Raw genomic sequence first — 15,358 nt, 5'->3', positions numbered from 1 at the left:
ACCCACGCCAAGCCCGAGTCTTTTGCAGCGGTCTTCTAGCCGGCGTCGGCGGTGGCGCGGATTTCTTCGGCCTTGTCGGTGCGCTCCCAGGGCAGGTCCAGGTCCTCACGCCCAAAATGGCCGTAGGTGGCGACCTGCCGGTAGATCGGACGGCGCAGGTCCAAGTGGTGGATGATCGCCGCGGGCCGGAGATCGAAATGCTCTGAAACCAGCTTCTCGAGCCGCTCCTCGTCGATCCGGCCGGTACCGAAGGTATCCACCCTTAACGCGACCGGCTTCGCCACCCCGATGGCGTAGGCCACGTGCACCTCGCACCGGGAGGCGAGCCCGGCGGCCACTATGTTTTTGGCCACGTACCGGGCCGCGTAGGACGCGGAACGGTCGACCTTGGTCGGGTCCTTGCCGGAAAAGGCGCCCCCGCCGTGGCGGGCCATGCCGCCGTAAGTATCGACCACGATCTTGCGGCCGGTCAGCCCCGTGTCGGCCTGCGGCCCGCCGACCACGAACCGGCCGGTCGGGTTGATCAGGTAGCGGGTGGAGTTGGTAATGAGCCCCACCGGGACGATCGGCTCAACCACCTTTTCGATCAAGTCGGCCCGGATCGTGGCGAGGTCCACGGCCGGATGGTGCTGGGCCGAGATCACGACCGTGTCCACCTTCACCGGTCGTCCGTCAGCGTACTGCACCGTAACCTGGGTCTTGCCGTCGGGCCGCAGGTAGGGCAGGGTGCCGTTCTTGCGGACCGAGGCCACCCGGCGCGCCAGGCGGTGCGCCAGGTAAACGGGCATTGGCATCAGCGCGGGAGTTTCGTCGGTGGCGTAGCCGACCATAATCCCCTGGTCGCCCGCGCCTACCCGGCTAAAAAGGTCATCCAGGCCCTCTCTAGCCTCCAACGCCTCATCGACCCCCATGGCGATGTCGGGCGACTGCTCGTCGATGCTGGTCAGCACGGCGCAGGTATCGCAGTCGAAGCCGTACTTGGCCCGCGTATAGCCGATGTCGCGCACGGTTTCCCGCACGATGTTCGGTATGTCCACATAGCATTTGCAGGTAATCTCGCCGGAGATGAGCACGAGTCCGGTGGTCACCAGGGTCTCGCAGGCCACCCGGGCCAATGGGTCTTTGGAGAGGATGTTGTCCAGGACGGAGTCGGAAATCTGGTCGGCCACCTTGTCGGGGTGCCCTTCGGTCACCGATTCGGAAGTAAAAAGATGCTTCGCCAACAGCGCTCTCTCCAATCTCTGGGGAACTAGGCTTACCAAAAGTATTTTAGCAATCGGCCTAACATATGTCAAAAAATCCGATAATTTCACCGGCCGCCCCCGAAAAGGGCGGCCTCACCAATCGTCGCGCACCCGCTGCCCGGCGCACCCCCGCCGTCCCGCAAGCCTCAGGAATCTCCGGTGTGACCGTTCAGGAAATCAATGGCGCCGGACAAGCATCGGTCATCTTCATGCGATAAAGCACGTAGGTTTCCAATCGCACTCCATACACGCTTCCTCTTTCCACACCTCGATTATTCCCGGAATTCGGCGCTTAAGATCTTCCCATCCGATTGCATTCCCTACGTGCAAAAGCCCTACGGCTAATTCATCGAGTCGCCTGATTCCTTGGTCGGCATTTTCAGAATAGGTGCAAAATCCATCTCGATTGTAGGGGCACGCTCCGCAGACGTCGTCGGTTCCATCCACAATCTCGATCCCGTTCCGTCCGGCCTTTTCAATCACATTGGCAAGGTTGTCAATGAAATTCCGGCTGTATCCTTCCCCCTTGAAAAAATGAAGGCATATTAAATGATGTCCTCTAAGCTTTACCATTGAGGAAGAAATCCGGCTGGAACACACTTTGGCACCGGGTAGCTCGTGGGTGGTGTTAATCACTATCGCCATCCCTTTCCAAGCTTGCAGCCGTCCTCCGAACGGACGGCTGCGCCATCGTTTGCCGACAGCCGTCGGCGGTTCAGGAATCCCGGGGTAAAAGAGCGTTCGCCACGGCAGCCGCGGCCAGCGCCTTGGTCACGTCCCCGACGATGAAGGGTATGGTGCCCATCCAGAGCAGTTCGGGCAGCGCGGCGCCGGTGAGGTAGCCCAGCCAGAGAAGCCCCAAGCCGTGAATAATCAGGAAGTTTGCAGCCAGCATCAGAGCCGTTAGGCCGACGAGGCTCCGCAGGCGCGGGAAGGCCCGAACGGCGTAGCCCACGAACGCCGCCGCCACCACAAAGCCGGCAATGTACCCCCCGGTCGGACCGGCCAGTACCGCCAGCCCCCCGGCCAGCCCCGCGAATACGGGCGCGCCTGCGGCCCCTGCTCCGGCATACAGGCCGACGCTGAAGCCCCCCCAGTTCCGGCCCAAGAGCACCCCCGCCAGCAGCACCGCGAAAGTCTGGCCGGTCACCGGCACCGGGGACCAGGGCACCGGCACGCGGATCTGGGCCGCCAGGGCAATCAGGGCGGCAAATCCGAGCGCAAGCGCCAGTTTCGTAGGCAGGCTCTGTTCCTCACACCACCGGAAAGCCCGGCTGCCGTAAGCGTTAACCGTAGCCGTGAAACGCAATTGAACATTCCCCTCCCTCTGCAGATTTTTGTAATATTGTAAGCCTTGCCGGATTACATTGTCAACCATTGCTTGACCATTTGGTTAACAAACAGGCCGGCTTGGACGCACGAAGCCGTCCACAGGCGTTATGGCGCCGAATACGGCAGTTGAACCAGGACTACGTCCACCCCGATGGTCTTAATGCCGCTCCAGGGGACAACCACGTCTTTGCCCCGGCGGAAGACCCACAGGTGTTTCTCCGGGCTCCGGAGCACCAGCGCCCGCACCTTTCCCGTGTCCGCGTCGATTTCCAGGTCCTTCAGCGGCCCCAGGCGCCGCCCGTCCGCGACGTTGATAATGTCCTTGGAGCCCAATTCGGTCACTTTGAACATTGTCGCCACCTCCACGCCCCATGCTATGCCCGGCGGCAGGCGGCGGTTACCGGCCGCGCCTGGTAATGTTGCTCAAGAAGCCTTCTCCCAGCCGGCCGAAGGCCCGGAGCAGGGTCTCGATCTCCTTCAGTCGCAGGAGCAGCGCGGCAACCACGTAAACCGCCACGCCCACCGTCACCGCGCCCGCCACCCGCAGGGCGAGGCCCGCGGAGCCCGGCGGGACCAGTCCGGCCAGGGCGGTATCGGCGGCCTGCACGGCCAGGGCCATCAGGCCGGACGCCACAAGCACCCCGCCCCCGAAACGGAGCCAGGCCGCCGGTTGCCAAAATCCGGGCAGCAACCGCTCCAGGTAGCGGACCAGGAGCACGGTGTTCACGAGGGCGGCCAGGGAACTGCCCAGCGCCAGGCCCCCGTGCTGGAGCGGCCCCATCAGAGCCAGGCTCAAGGCCAGGTTTAAGGCCACGTTCACGACCAGGAGCTTCACCGGGGTCCGGGTGTCCTGAAAGGCGTAAAAACCCCGGGTCAGAAGGATATTCGCCGCCAGCCCGGCCAGGCCGACGGCGTAGAAAAGCAGGGCGGCGGCGGTCATGGCGGTGGCCCGCTCGTCGAAGGCCCCCCGCTCGAACAGGAGCTGCACCACCGGTTGGCGGAGCACGATCAGCCCGGCGGCGGCCGGCACCGTGGTCAGGACCACCATCCGCAGGGCGCGCTCCAGAGTCTCCAGCACCTCCGACCTTTTGCCCTCGGCCGCCCAGGTGGTCAGCGTCGGGAATACGGCCGTGCTCAGGGCCAGCACAAAGAGACTGACCGGCAGCTGGATCAAACGGTTGGCGAAGTTCAGGGCGGCGATGCTCCCCTCGGCCAGGAAGGAAGCCAGCACCCGGTCGATCAGCACATACAACTGGCTGATGGCGATGCCGGCCGTGACTGGCAGCATCAGGGCGAAGACCTTGCGTACTCCCGGGTGGCGCCAGTCAAAGCTTGGCCGGAAACGAAAACCGGCCCGGTACAGGCTGGGAACTTGGATCAAACCGGCCGCGGCCATGCCCAGGACCGTGCCGTAGGCCAGGCCGTGGATGCCGTAGAGGCTGCCCAGGGTGAGCGCGCCCACGATGATCACCAGGTTGTTGACCGTGCCGCTGAACGCCGGAATGCCGAAAACGTTGTTGGCGTTCAGAAAACCGTTGAACACCGTGGCCAGTCCGGAGAACACCAGGAGCGGGAACATGATCCGGGTGAGGACGACCGCCAACTCCGCGGCGGCCGGCTCAAAGCCGGGGGCGATCAACCGGACCAGCACGGGCGCCGCCAGTATGCCGAGGGCGGCGACGGCCACCAGCACCACCAGTAGGAGATTCGCCACGTTCGAAGCGACCAGCCAGGCTTCGCGGGTTTCACCGCGGGACTTGTATTCGGTGAATACCGGCACCACCACGGTGGCCAACGCCTGGGCGAACACCATGAACAAAAGGCTCGGGATGGTCAGGGCCACCAGGTAGGCGTCGGTGGCCAAAGTGGCGCCGAACTGGTGGGCAATCGCCATCTCCCGGCCGAGGCCCAGCACCCGGGACAGGAGGTTCAAGGCCGCGATCAACAGGGTGGCCTGAAAGAACAGGCGCCAAGCCAAGAACAGTCACCTCGCCAGTCGATTGGCCGGTTGTGCGGCTTTCCATCCGTCATCCGGTCTGTGCGTCGCCGCTCACCCGCCGCGCATTTCCCGTTGTTTCGCCCCGGGGCCTTGTTTTCCCTGCGCGCCCGGCTTAAACGGCTACTATCCATTCTTGCCGCCCGCCACCAGGGGTCAAACCTTTAGGCGCTCAGTTTGCCGGATTTACGGACTGCTTTTGATGGCCGGGCACGATTCGTGGGTATTCCCAAGCTAACCGGGAGACTAAAGGTCTAACCCCCTACAGATCGGCGAGGAGACGGATGGCGTTCCGGATCCGTTCGCTTTGCGCGAGTGAGCCGGCCTCGGTGTAGATCCGGAAAACCGGTTCGGTGCCCGAAGCCCGGACCAGGACCCAGGCCCCGTCTTCGAGCACCAGTTTGGTGCCGTCTAAGGTGAACCGGCCGGCCACCGGCTGACCGGCCAGGCGGTCGGGCTCCAGCCCGCGCAGGTTCTCTATTATCCGCGGCTTGCGGTCCGCACCGGTGCGGACGTCGACCCGTTCGCTGTACAGACGCCCGTATTTGTCCCCCACTTCCTCCAGGAGGGTTTTCAAAGACTTCCCGTGCGCCGCCACCATCTCCACCGCCAGCATCCCGGCCAGGATGCCGTCCTTTTCCGGGACGTGTCCCCGGATGGACAGGCCCCCGCTCTCCTCGCCGCCCACGATGCAGCCGCGCTCCATCAGGGCCCGGCCGATGTACTTGAACCCCACCGGGGTCTCGACCACCTCCTGCCCGCAGCCGGCAGCGATCCGGTCCACCAAGTGCGTGGTGGCCACCGTGCGCGCCACCGGCCCGCTCCACCCCTTGGCGGTCAGCAAGTGGGCGTACACCAGCGTCAGGAGCTGGTTCGGGGAAATGTAGGTGCCGTCGGCGTCGATGACGCCCAACCGGTCGGCGTCGCCGTCCAGACCAAGCCCGAGATGGGCCCCCTCCCGCAGCACGGTGTCGCGCAGGGGCTCCAGGTTGGCGGCGCCGGGGTCGGGCAGCGAACCGCCGAAGAGCGGGTCCCGGTGGTTGTGCAGGCTCGCGACCCGTACGCCGAGGCCGGACAGCATCTCCTCCAAATAGCCGATCCCGGCGCCGTAGAGCGGGTCCACCACCACCCGCATTCCGGCCCGGCTGATGGTTTCGGTGTCGATCAGCCCCAAGACGTGTTCGGCGTAAGCCCGTGAGGGATCGGTCAGCTCCCGGGCCGGCCACCTCCCCCCGCCGGCCGGGATGGTGCCGCTGCGCTGCCGCCGCAGGATGTATTCTTCGATTTCGTCGGTGATTTCGGGCAGCGCGGGCCCGGCGTATTCCGGGATGAACTTGATCCCGTTGTATTCCGGCGGGTTGTGACTGGCCGTCAGCATTACGGCGCCGCCCGCCCGGAGGTGCCGGACCGCGAAGGCGACGACCGGAGTAGGCAGTGCCTTTTGGCCCAGGAAAACGCGGACCCCCCGTCCGGTCAGCACTCCGGCCACGGTATCGGCGAAACGGTCCGAGAGAAACCGGTTGTCGTACCCCACCACCACCCCGCGCCCCCCGAGGTTGTGGGCCGACACGAAGTCGGCGACCGCCCCGGCCACCAGAGCCACGTTCGCAAAAGTGAAGTCGGCGGCCATCACCCCGCGCCAGCCGTCGGTGCCAAACTTGATCATCGTCAACTAGCCTCCTAAAATGCCGCTCCCGAGCGTTCTTGCGTTCTACAAGCCTGTGCGCAATTGTTCCGTGCCGTTACCGCCGAATCCTGCTACTGCGGGAACTTCCCCGTCACCTTGTCGGCAACGTCGGTGTAGTGGTCAATAGCGTCTTCCTTCAGGTCGACGTAGAGATTCCCTTCGCTGTCCAGGCTGGCGTACATCACTTCTTCGGAAGAGCGCACACCCTGTCTCTCCAGCTCCCGGTACAGCCACTCCTCGTCGAGATTGTTCTGGACCAGGTTCTGCTCGATCACCGTCCCGTCCATGATCAGTTCCGACGGCACTCCCTCGTAGCGGGTGGGCAGGTGCAGGTCGGCCGGGGTGACCGGGCGTTTCTGCGACTTCAGCAACACGCTCATTTCCCCGTTCGGCTCCAGCACCGCGAACTCCACGTCGGCGATGTTGAACGCCCCCTTGCCGCGCAGCTGCATCATCAGGTCGTCCAGGTGGTAGCGCATATTGCGCATCTTGGTCTCCAGGATCTTCCCGTTGTGCACCACGATGGTGGGTTCGTCCTCGAGGATTTTCCGCACCGGACGGCTCTTCATGGTTGCCCATTCCAGGAAGAGGGTCAGGCCGCTGAACACGGCCAGCGCCAGAAAGTAAAAGGACGCCGGCGTACGGAGGTCGATGGCCAGGGCGGCGGCGATCGAACCGATGACAATGCCGTTCACGAAGTCGGTCACGGTCAGCTGTCCGATCTGGGATTTGCCCACGATGCGGGTGATCAGGATCACGGCGATGAAGGCACCCACAGCGCGGATCACGATCTCTAGAAAGGGATTCATCGAAACTCCCCCCGTCAGGCCGTTCGTACCGGCTTAGATTTCCCCGCCCCGCCCGCAAAAATGCGGGACCGCGAAAGCTTTCCCGGGTTTAACCAGGGCCTGTTTGGCAATAATTGTGAGCAAGGAGGCGTGCTTAATGACCAAAACCCAACTGCTGCAGCGTCTTGGGCAGCGGAAAGAGATGTTCGAGAAGTACCTTAAGGGGTTGAAAGTCGCGGGGAAACCCAAACCCGCGCGGGACGGCCGGGCCGGTAGCGGTGGCGGCAAGGGCTGAGCATTATTGGTGGTCGGTGGTGCATGGTGCAATTCGGGCTACAGCACCATCATTTATTGTAACCACGTCCGCACTCAAACCTTGCCGCGCAGGTACTCCAAAAACGGTGCGCGCACCTCGTCACGCTCCAGGGCAAAGTCGACGGTGGCCTTCAGGTAGCCCAGGCAGTGACCGACGTCGTAACGCCGCCCCTCAAACCGGTAGCCGTAAAGGGGTTGTTCCCGGACCAGCAGGCGCAAGGCGTCGGTAAGCTGGATTTCGCCCCCGGCACCGGGCTGGGTTTGCTCGATCAGGGGGAAAATACGCGGGTCCAGGATATAGCGCCCCATCACCGCCATCCGGGACGGCGCCTGATCCACCGGTGGTTTCTCCACCAGGTCCTCCACCGCGAAAAGCCGCGGCCCGGCGGCGCGGCCCCGGATCACCCCGTACTTGCTCACCTCTTCGAGCGGCACTTCCTCCAGGGCCACCACACTGGCCCCGAGCTTGGCGTGCTGTTCCAGCAGTTGCTTCAGGCAGGGCGCCGCGCCGCGCACGATGTCGTCTCCGAGCAGCACGGCAAAGGGCGCGTCGCCCACAAAGGCCCGGGCGCACCCCACGGCGTGCCCCAATCCCAGGGGGTACCGCTGCCGGACGTAGTGAATGTTGCCCATGCCGCTGATCCGCTGGACCTCGGCCAGCTCCGCATCCTTCCCCTTCGCCGCCAGGTAGGTCTCCAGCTCCGGCGCGTGGTCGAAATGGTCCTCGATGGCCCGCTTGCCGCGCCCGGAAATGATGAGGATATCCTCGATGCCCGAGGCCAAAGCTTCTTCGATGATGTACTGGATGGTCGGTTTGTCGATGATCGGAATCATCTCTTTGGGTTGGGACTTGGTGGCGGGCAGAAACCGGACCCCCAGTCCGGCCGCCGGAATCACCGCCTTCTTTACACCCATTTTGTCACTCCCCCGATATGTGGGATGTGGGACGTGGGAAGGCCGCCACGGAACATATCCGGTGGTCCGACAAACCGGATCGAATGTCGTGGCGGTTATGCTTTCCTAAAAAAGACATGACTATGCGGCGCCGCGGAGTTGTAGCAAGCGCTCCTAGAGGTCGGAGCGCTTGCCGGTCTGGGCTGCTACTTCCGGGCTTGGCTCCCCGGCCGCGCTCCCGAACATCCCGACGCGGTTCGCGGCGGTGAGCAGCAGCACTGCTAGAATAAAGAGCATCAGCACCGCCTGTTCCGTGCTGAGGATGGTGAGCAACACGGCACTGCCGCCGAGCACGACGTTCACCCCGTACATGGACAGCACCGCGCCCCGGTGGGTAAGCCCCGCGCCCAACAGCCGGTGGTGCAGGTGGCCCTTGTCCGGATAGAAGATCGGGCTGCCGTTCCGGTAGCGCCGCAGGACGGCGAAGGCGGTGTCGGTGAGCGGAATGCCCAGGATCACGACCGGGATGATCACCGAAAGGGCGGTCGCGCCCTTGGTCAGGCCCATGATGGCCAGGGTGGCCAGGGTGAACCCCAGGAACATCGAACCGGTATCGCCCAGAAACACCCGGGCCGGGTGGAAATTATAGCGCAAGAACCCCAGGAGCGCCCCCGCCAGGATCAGCGTGACGGCCACCACCGCCATATTGCCCGCGACGGCCGCCACCACCGCCAGCGTAAAAGAGGCGATCAGCGCGGTTCCGGCCGCCAGGCCGTCCAACCCGTCAATCAGGTTCAGCGCGTTGGTCACGGCCACCACCCAGAAAACGGTCAGCGGAATTCCCCACCAGCCCAGGTAAATGATCCCGCCCAGCGGGTTGGTCAAGAATTCCACGTGAAACCCGAAGGGGATCAGCGCCAGCGCCGCCAGGAACTGCACAGCCAGCTTCAGCCGGGGGGAAGCGCCCCGAATGTCGTCCCACACGCCGAGGAGCACGATAATGGTGGCCCCGGTCAGCAGGCCCAGAAGCGGCGTGGTCAAGGGCTGAGTCAGGAGTACCACGGCCGTGAACACCAGGTAGACCGCCAGGCCTCCCAGCCGGGGCATCGGGCGCTGGTGAATCTTGCGGTGGTTTGGTTCATCGACCGCGCCCAACCGCCGGGCCATCCTGATCACCAGCGGGGTGACGAATAGGCTTAAGACGGCGGCCAAGAGCAGGGGTAAAGTCAGTTGCACCGGTCAAAACCTCCCCGAGTGGTCGTCGGTGGTCAGTCGTCGGTGGTCAGTGGTCAGTGGTCGGTGGTTACCACACTGACGACCGACGACCAACGGCTGACGACCGACGACTGATATGGGACAAGCGCATAGTTACAGCAACTCTACCCGATTCTTGATAAATTGACAATGACTGATTGACTGAGTATTTAGCCGAAAACCACCGGGTTTTAGAGCACAAGGGAAAATGCGACCCGAAAAGGCAGATCAGCCCGGCCGGGCCGCCGCCGCAAACAAAAGTTCCGTTTCGGCCACCCGGTCGGGACCGACAAACGCCGTACCGCGGCACTTGCCCACCTTGCCCCGCAGTTGCAGGATTTCCACTTCCAGGCGCAACACGTCGCCCGGCACCACCTGGCGCCGGAAACGGGCCTTGTCGATTCCGGCAAAGAGGGGCAGCTTATCCCGGTACTCCTCCAGGCTGAGGACGGTCACGGCCGCCACCTGTGCCAGCGCCTCGATCACGAGTACACCGGGCATCACCGGGTAGCCCGGGAAATGACCCGTAAAGAAAGGTTCGTTCATGGTAACGTTTTTTAAGCCGACCGCTCTCTTGCCGGGCGAAAGCTCCACCACCCGGTCCACCAGCAAGAACGGGTGGCGGTGGGGCAGGAGCGCCATTATTTGCTTGATGTCCAGCACCTTTTTCTCCTCACTTTCCACTTCCCGGGCCGCCGCACCGGATGGACTGCTGGAGATTATTCCCCGGAGGCGGGAATGGATACCATTACCTTTCGACACCGGATTGTCCGCCACCTGCCCCTTCTTCCCCTCCGGCCTCCGACCTCCGACTTCCGGCCTCCAACATCCTTCCCCCCAGGTACCAGGCCGCGATCAGAGCCAACCCGAGGGCCACGCCCAGCCACAGCCCGTTGAAAGCCCGGAACGCGGACACAAAAAGCGGCGTGTGCAGGTGGGCGAAAGTGTTGACCAGCGAGATCTGGCCGACCAGGCCCAGGGCGGCGAGCGGCAGGAAGCGGGCGTCCCGGCAGCCGGTGAAAAGCAGCAGCAAGAGCCAGGGGTGGCCAAGAAGGAATTCTTTGGTCCGGGGCCGCACCGCGAGCAACTGGTCAAGCGCGGAGCGCAGTTTCAATTCTATGGACGACACCAGCAGCGCGGGCTCGTTCCCGGTGCGCAGGAGGTACACGGCGCCGACCGCGGCCACCACTGCGGCGACGGCGGCGTACTTGACCAGCACCGGCCGGTCCAGGAAATCGCGGAAGCGTTCCAGCCAACCCGCGCCATCCCGGGGCCGGAAAGCCAGGTAAGGTATCACCAGTAGGAGCGGGGCGGCGTGGGCCAGCTTCACCCCGGCAAACTGGTCCAGTTTGATCAGAAATCCGGTGTCGGAAAGAAGGCCGACCATGTAGACAGCGCCCACCAGTGAAATAGCGGCGGCCTGGAGGAAGCGGACCAGGCTCGCCCCCACCGAAGCCCCCTCTTCCCGGACGACACTCACCAGGGCCAGAGAGGGAAAGATGATCACCCCGGCCAGGGCCGCCAGCTTGGCCGCCCAGTTGACCTCGGTGATGAAAGCCACTGCCAGCCAAGCCGCCGCCGCCGCCGCCGGCAGCGCCAAGGCGGGGCCGGGCAGCCTGCTGTTTCGCAGCATTTCCCACAGGAGCAACCCGCCGGCGACCACCCCCAAGCCGATCAGGACCACCGGGACCCGCGGCGGCTGCCAGGGAACGGGGGTCTTCGGCGTGCCGAGCGTCAGCCCGGCCGCCTCCAACCGGGAAGTGATGTCTTTCAGGTAGGCGCTGTTCGCCGCCCAGACATCACCGGCGTGACTAGCGTCGAAGAAGAACCGCACCAAGAGCACCCGCGCGTTGCGCTCGACGGCGGCCAGGACGAAGCGGTCGGCCGCCTGCGCCGGCGTATACCGCGCCATCTCGTGGGCGGGAATGGCGTGCAGCATCACCTGGCGCGCCGGCATTGTCCGGCCGAGCTGTTTCACTCCGGCCTGTGGAAAAAACTCGACGTCGGTGACCGGCACACCCAGCGGCCCCAGTTCCCGGGCCAGGACGTGCACCAGGCCCGGATAACCGGGCAGGGTCGGGTCGTTGAAGGCCACCGCCGAAAGTCCGGGCATTTCGGTCAAGGTTTCGGCCAGCAGAGTCAGGCCCGTGGGGGTAACCCCCGGCCAGGTGCGCACCTGGGGAATCACGTCCAGGCCTGCGGCCGCCGCTTGTTCCAGCCCGTGAGCCGGAAATCCGGCCCCCAGCACATCCAGGTACAGCCCCGGGATGGGGGCGGCAACCACGAACGACCCGTCCGCCGTTACGTAGCTCCAGCTGGACGGGACCTTCATTTCCATCTGGCGGCCCAAACGTTCAAACACCCGCTCATCGCGGGTCACCAAGTACTGGTGATCCGAAAAGAGTTCAAAGCCCGCACCCGCAAACCAGGGCTTATCCCGGAGTTCGGCGGCGCTCAGCACCGTGAACTCGCCCGCCAGAGCCGCCTGATTCAAAGTAGGCTCGCGGAACAGGACCGCCGTTACTCCCTGCTCCCGCAAGTCCTCCAGAACCGCCGCCGGTTCACGGCCCAAGAGCCCCGCCAGGAGCACCGCCTCTTCGTAGACGACCGCCATTTCCACCTGCCGGAAATCACGTTCCGCCCCAACCCGCTGCCCGGCCAGCCAGAAGGCCGGCACCAGGGCGGCGGCAACCATCAGGATCAGGAGCCGTTGGTACGTTTTCGCAGACAACGCCGCATCCAACCTTTTTCAGCGAAAATGCCCGCGCGCCGCACGGACTGCTTTGGGCCGGCAGCCTGTGTGAGAAAGCAAGTTTCTCAAAAACATCCCGAACTTAGGCCCTTTAGGCCCTTTTAAATAAGTGGTTTGCACAAGGGTTGCACCACTTAAGAGCGGCATTTCGTAACCAGCATTCACTACTTGCGGTACACAATCGCTGTTACCATAAGGAATCTCCCACGGGCTTCCAGGAGGGGGGACTGTCCCCTTAGTGCCCCAGGGGGACTGTCCCCTTTGGGCTGTGGGGGGACTCGGCAACACGCTCCTAGCCCGGCGGCGGGGACGGCACCAGCCAGCCCAGCTCGGAAAAAGGGATGCCGTATCCGCCGTCCGGCGGCGGGGTCACGGGCCCTGCAGGCGGCGCCAACGGGTCTTCCGGCGGCGGGGGCGGGTTCTCCGGTGGCGGGGGCGAGGGTTCGCCGGAGACACCACCGCCGTCCTGCCCGCCCGGGGTCGCCGCCGGCGGGGAACCACCATCCGGCGGAGCCGGTTGCGGTTCGGCTTGAGCCGGCGGAGCCAGCGCCGGGGCCGGAGGCGGAGGCGGGGCGGCGTTTACCGTTGCCGATGCCGCTCCGGACGGTCTTTGGGCTACGGCCGGAACTTGAGATTCGTCCAGCCAACCGTCGATCTCCTCCCCGTTGAGCAGCCGGGCCGCCACCTCCCTGGCCCGGACCGGGTCGACCGACCAGTAGCTGATCCCGCGGTAGTCCAGGAACCCTCCCGGCAAAGTGGCGGACACCATTTTTACTCCGTTCAGATTCCGGGCCAGGGCGGCCCACCGGATCATCTCCCGGACGCTCATGTTCGTGTCGACGCAGTCGTCGATCTTGGGCACCAGTTTGGGCAACTTCACGATGTTCCGGGGTTTCATCATTTCCTCGGCCAGCGCAATCAGGAACTTCTGCTGCCGCTGGGTGCGGGTGATGTCGCCCAGGCCGTCCGAACGGTAGCGGACGTATTGCAGCGCTTTATCCCCGTCCAACCGCTGTTCGCCGGGCTGGAGGTCGATCAGCAGGGGCGGGTCGGCCATCGGGTCGCGGTAGTACATCCGCCGCTCCACGTCGATGGTCACGCCGCCTAGAATATCCACGATGTCCCGGAACCCTTCGAAGTTGGTCATCACATAGTAGTCCAACGGCACGCCCAGCAAATCGGACACCACCGCCAAGGCCAGTTCCGGACCGCCGTGGACGGTCGCCGAGTTGATCTTGTCCCAGCCGTGCCCCGGGACCTGTACCCGGGTGTCGCGCGGAATGGACAGGATGGCCACCTGTTGCTGTTTGGGATCGGCGCTCACAAACAAGATCGAATCGGCCCGGGCGACGGTTTCTCCCCCCTGGGCATCGCTTCCGAGAACTAAAACATTCATCCGCCCGGGCACAAGGCCTTCCCCCTCTTCGGAATTGCCATCTACGCCGGGGAAAAGGTAGGGCATCACCAGATACCGGACTCCGCCGTAACCGGCACCGATAGTGAGGGCCAGGACCAGGACCACGGCAACCGGAATCCTTAAATACCTGCCCAATCTGGACCTTCTCGCCAAGAAAACCGCCTCTCCACACAAAAGATTGTACTATTCGTCACGGCCTCTTGAAGGCTTTGCCGTAGACCGTCCTCCCCTTCGTCTCCACACAAAAGATTGTACTATTCGTCACGGCCTCTCCGGTTTCTTCGACATTCCGGACCGGTTTCCTGCCCCCGGCAGCAAATCGCAGGCCAGGGCCGGCGTACGCCGGGCCTCCAGCCGCAGGATCTCCACCCTCGTTTTCAGCGTCTGCTCCAGCGTCCCGCGCCGCGCGAGGGCGGCCGCCACGGCACGGCTCAAACCATCCGGCGTCACCCGGTCCACCCGCACCGCCGCCGGCAGTTCCAGCCGGTCCAAGAAAAGCCGCACCTTGGGATCGTACGGCAATCCCACCGGCACCACCCCGGCCAGGGCGGCGAACACCAGGAAGTGAAGCCGCATCCCCACCGCCAGGTCCAGGTGGGCGCAAACCCCCATCAAGGCCGCAAAATCAAGGCGTTCTTCCACGATCAGCGCCGGGGCGGCCATCCGGGCCGCCACCGCCCGGCAGGCGGCCAGGTCCCCGGGGTGGTGAAACGGCAAAAACACCGGCCGGTAACCGGCGGCGTCCAGCTCGTCGGCCACCCGGGCCAGCGCCGCCGTGTAATCCGCGTCCCCGGACCAGGGCCGGACCGAAAAACCCGCCACCCGGCCGTCCAGCACCCCGGCCTTCGCGAGCAGCTCCCGGCCCCGCGCGCGCCATTCGGCCTCCGGCTCCAGGCCGAGGACCGGGTCGGCGGTGACTTCCACGGGGGGCCGCCGGACCCCCAGCGCCCGGAGCAGGTCCCGGGAGCGGGTGTCGCGGACGGTCACCGCCTGAACGCGGTTTAAGACGGTCCTGGTCAAGAGCCGCCCCGCACGCGTTTCAAGGGGGCCGATCCCCTGCGCGTAGATGAAAACCGGCCGCCCCAGCATCCGGGCCAGTGCGATCAGGCCCAGATAGTATTGCAGGCTCGCCAGGCTGGTCACGTCTTGCAGCAGCCCGCCCCCGCCGCTGACGAAAAGGTCGCAGGCGCGCAAGGCGCCCAAGACGGCGCGCGGGTCGGTGCGGGGCACGGCCCGCACCCCGTAGGCCCCGGCCGTGTGCTTCGGGTCGGCCGACAGCACGGTGATGCCGATCCCAGGCCGGCACGACTCAAGGCCGCGGATCAGCGCGTACAGGATCGCCTCGTCGCCGGCGTTTTGAAACCCGTAGTATCCGGAAACCAGGACCCGCGGGCGGGGCCGGTCCCCGGCAAGCCCGTGTTTCAACGCACTACGCTCCCCCCGGGCGGAGGTTTCCGGTCAAGCTCCGCGCCGCAAGCCGGCATTCGCAAGCCAGCATTTTAGATTACGCTCCCCCCGGGCGGAGGTTTCCGTCTCCTGCTTCAAGCTTCTACCCCTTAAGACGACGAAATACTCCCCCCGGTTTTTCACCTGCCAGGTTCCCGCCTACGATGGAGATTGTATCACATTTACGGCACCGAGCGGGGCAGGGAATCGGGTGCGCGGTCCCGAACCAGATA

14 protein-coding genes are annotated in these 15,358 nt (G+C 64.8%); 1 reads left to right on the top strand and 13 read right to left on the bottom strand.

What is annotated here, in order from left to right; genetic code table 11:
• Positions 1–35: 35 nt before the first annotated feature.
• The 7 genes from metK to AB1402_02305 all read right to left on the bottom strand — a co-directional run bounded on the left by metK (position 36) and on the right by AB1402_02305 (position 7,068).
• The gene (metK, locus tag AB1402_02335) at positions 36–1,223 is read right to left on the bottom strand and encodes a methionine adenosyltransferase (GenBank protein ID MEW6540439.1); all 1,188 of its coding nucleotides are present in this window, start codon (positions 1,221–1,223) and stop codon (positions 36–38) included.
• Positions 1,224–1,451: 228 nt separating this feature from the next.
• Complete coding sequence (locus tag AB1402_02330) at positions 1,452–1,880, bottom strand: DUF1284 domain-containing protein (GenBank protein ID MEW6540438.1); 429 nt, start codon at positions 1,878–1,880, stop codon at positions 1,452–1,454.
• 79 nt (positions 1,881–1,959) lie between these two features.
• Positions 1,960–2,553: a biotin transporter BioY gene (locus AB1402_02325; protein MEW6540437.1), complete on the bottom strand. Its 594-nt coding sequence runs from the start codon at positions 2,551–2,553 to the stop codon at positions 1,960–1,962.
• A 128-nt stretch (positions 2,554–2,681) separates the two neighbouring features.
• Positions 2,682–2,927: a YlmC/YmxH family sporulation protein gene (locus AB1402_02320; protein ID MEW6540436.1), complete on the bottom strand. Its 246-nt coding sequence runs from the start codon at positions 2,925–2,927 to the stop codon at positions 2,682–2,684.
• Between the two features lie 46 nt (positions 2,928–2,973).
• Complete coding sequence (gene murJ / locus AB1402_02315) at positions 2,974–4,554, bottom strand: murein biosynthesis integral membrane protein MurJ (protein MEW6540435.1); 1,581 nt, start codon at positions 4,552–4,554, stop codon at positions 2,974–2,976.
• A 280-nt stretch (positions 4,555–4,834) separates the two neighbouring features.
• Positions 4,835–6,238, bottom strand: a complete 1,404-nt coding sequence (locus tag AB1402_02310; protein MEW6540434.1) for a phosphoglucomutase/phosphomannomutase family protein — start codon at positions 6,236–6,238, stop codon at positions 4,835–4,837.
• Positions 6,239–6,330: 92 nt separating this feature from the next.
• Entirely contained in the window at positions 6,331–7,068 is a 738-nt protein-coding gene (locus tag AB1402_02305; GenBank protein ID MEW6540433.1) for a DUF421 domain-containing protein, read from the bottom strand.
• Between the two features lie 136 nt (positions 7,069–7,204).
• Here AB1402_02305 and AB1402_02300 point away from each other — a divergent pair, with 136 nt between their 5' ends.
• Positions 7,205–7,342: a hypothetical protein gene (locus AB1402_02300; protein ID MEW6540432.1), complete on the top strand. Its 138-nt coding sequence runs from the start codon at positions 7,205–7,207 to the stop codon at positions 7,340–7,342.
• A gap of 74 nt (positions 7,343–7,416) precedes the next feature.
• On the opposite strand, the gene galU is transcribed toward AB1402_02300, so the two are convergent.
• The 6 genes from galU to csaB all read right to left on the bottom strand — a co-directional run bounded on the left by galU (position 7,417) and on the right by csaB (position 15,104).
• Entirely contained in the window at positions 7,417–8,277 is an 861-nt protein-coding gene (galU, locus tag AB1402_02295; GenBank protein ID MEW6540431.1) for a UTP--glucose-1-phosphate uridylyltransferase GalU, read from the bottom strand.
• 153 nt (positions 8,278–8,430) lie between these two features.
• A complete protein-coding gene (locus AB1402_02290; GenBank protein MEW6540430.1) occupies positions 8,431–9,492 on the bottom strand; it encodes an MraY family glycosyltransferase in 1,062 nt (353 codons plus the stop codon).
• A gap of 246 nt (positions 9,493–9,738) precedes the next feature.
• The gene (gene fabZ, locus AB1402_02285) at positions 9,739–10,173 is read right to left on the bottom strand and encodes a 3-hydroxyacyl-ACP dehydratase FabZ (GenBank protein ID MEW6540429.1); all 435 of its coding nucleotides are present in this window, start codon (positions 10,171–10,173) and stop codon (positions 9,739–9,741) included.
• Between the two features lie 85 nt (positions 10,174–10,258).
• Entirely contained in the window at positions 10,259–12,241 is a 1,983-nt protein-coding gene (locus AB1402_02280) for a DUF5693 family protein (GenBank protein MEW6540428.1), read from the bottom strand.
• Between the two features lie 313 nt (positions 12,242–12,554).
• Positions 12,555–13,814, bottom strand: coding sequence for an LCP family protein (locus AB1402_02275; protein MEW6540427.1), 1,260 nt, complete (start codon positions 13,812–13,814; stop codon positions 12,555–12,557).
• 126 nt (positions 13,815–13,940) lie between these two features.
• Positions 13,941–15,104, bottom strand: coding sequence for a polysaccharide pyruvyl transferase CsaB (csaB, locus tag AB1402_02270; GenBank protein ID MEW6540426.1), 1,164 nt, complete (start codon positions 15,102–15,104; stop codon positions 13,941–13,943).
• Positions 15,105–15,358: the final 254 nt, after the last annotated feature.

Source organism: Bacillota bacterium (genome assembly GCA_040757205.1).
Taxonomy (GTDB): domain Bacteria; phylum Bacillota; class Desulfotomaculia; order Desulfotomaculales; family Desulforudaceae; genus Desulforudis.
Note: the sequence above shows the minus strand (reverse complement) of the source record. Positions and strands in the feature narration are given on the sequence as shown.

Coding starts and splice junctions, on each gene's coding strand:
- AB1402_02310 (MEW6540434.1), bottom strand. CDS start 6,238: ATGATCAAGTTTGGCACCGACGGCTGGCGCGGGGTGATGGCCGCCGAC.
- galU (MEW6540431.1), bottom strand. CDS start 8,277: ATGGGTGTAAAGAAGGCGGTGATTCCGGCGGCCGGACTGGGGGTCCGG.
- AB1402_02320 (MEW6540436.1), bottom strand. CDS start 2,927: ATGTTCAAAGTGACCGAATTGGGCTCCAAGGACATTATCAACGTCGCG.
- AB1402_02305 (MEW6540433.1), bottom strand. CDS start 7,068: ATGAATCCCTTTCTAGAGATCGTGATCCGCGCTGTGGGTGCCTTCATC.
- AB1402_02300 (MEW6540432.1), top strand. CDS start 7,205: ATGACCAAAACCCAACTGCTGCAGCGTCTTGGGCAGCGGAAAGAGATG.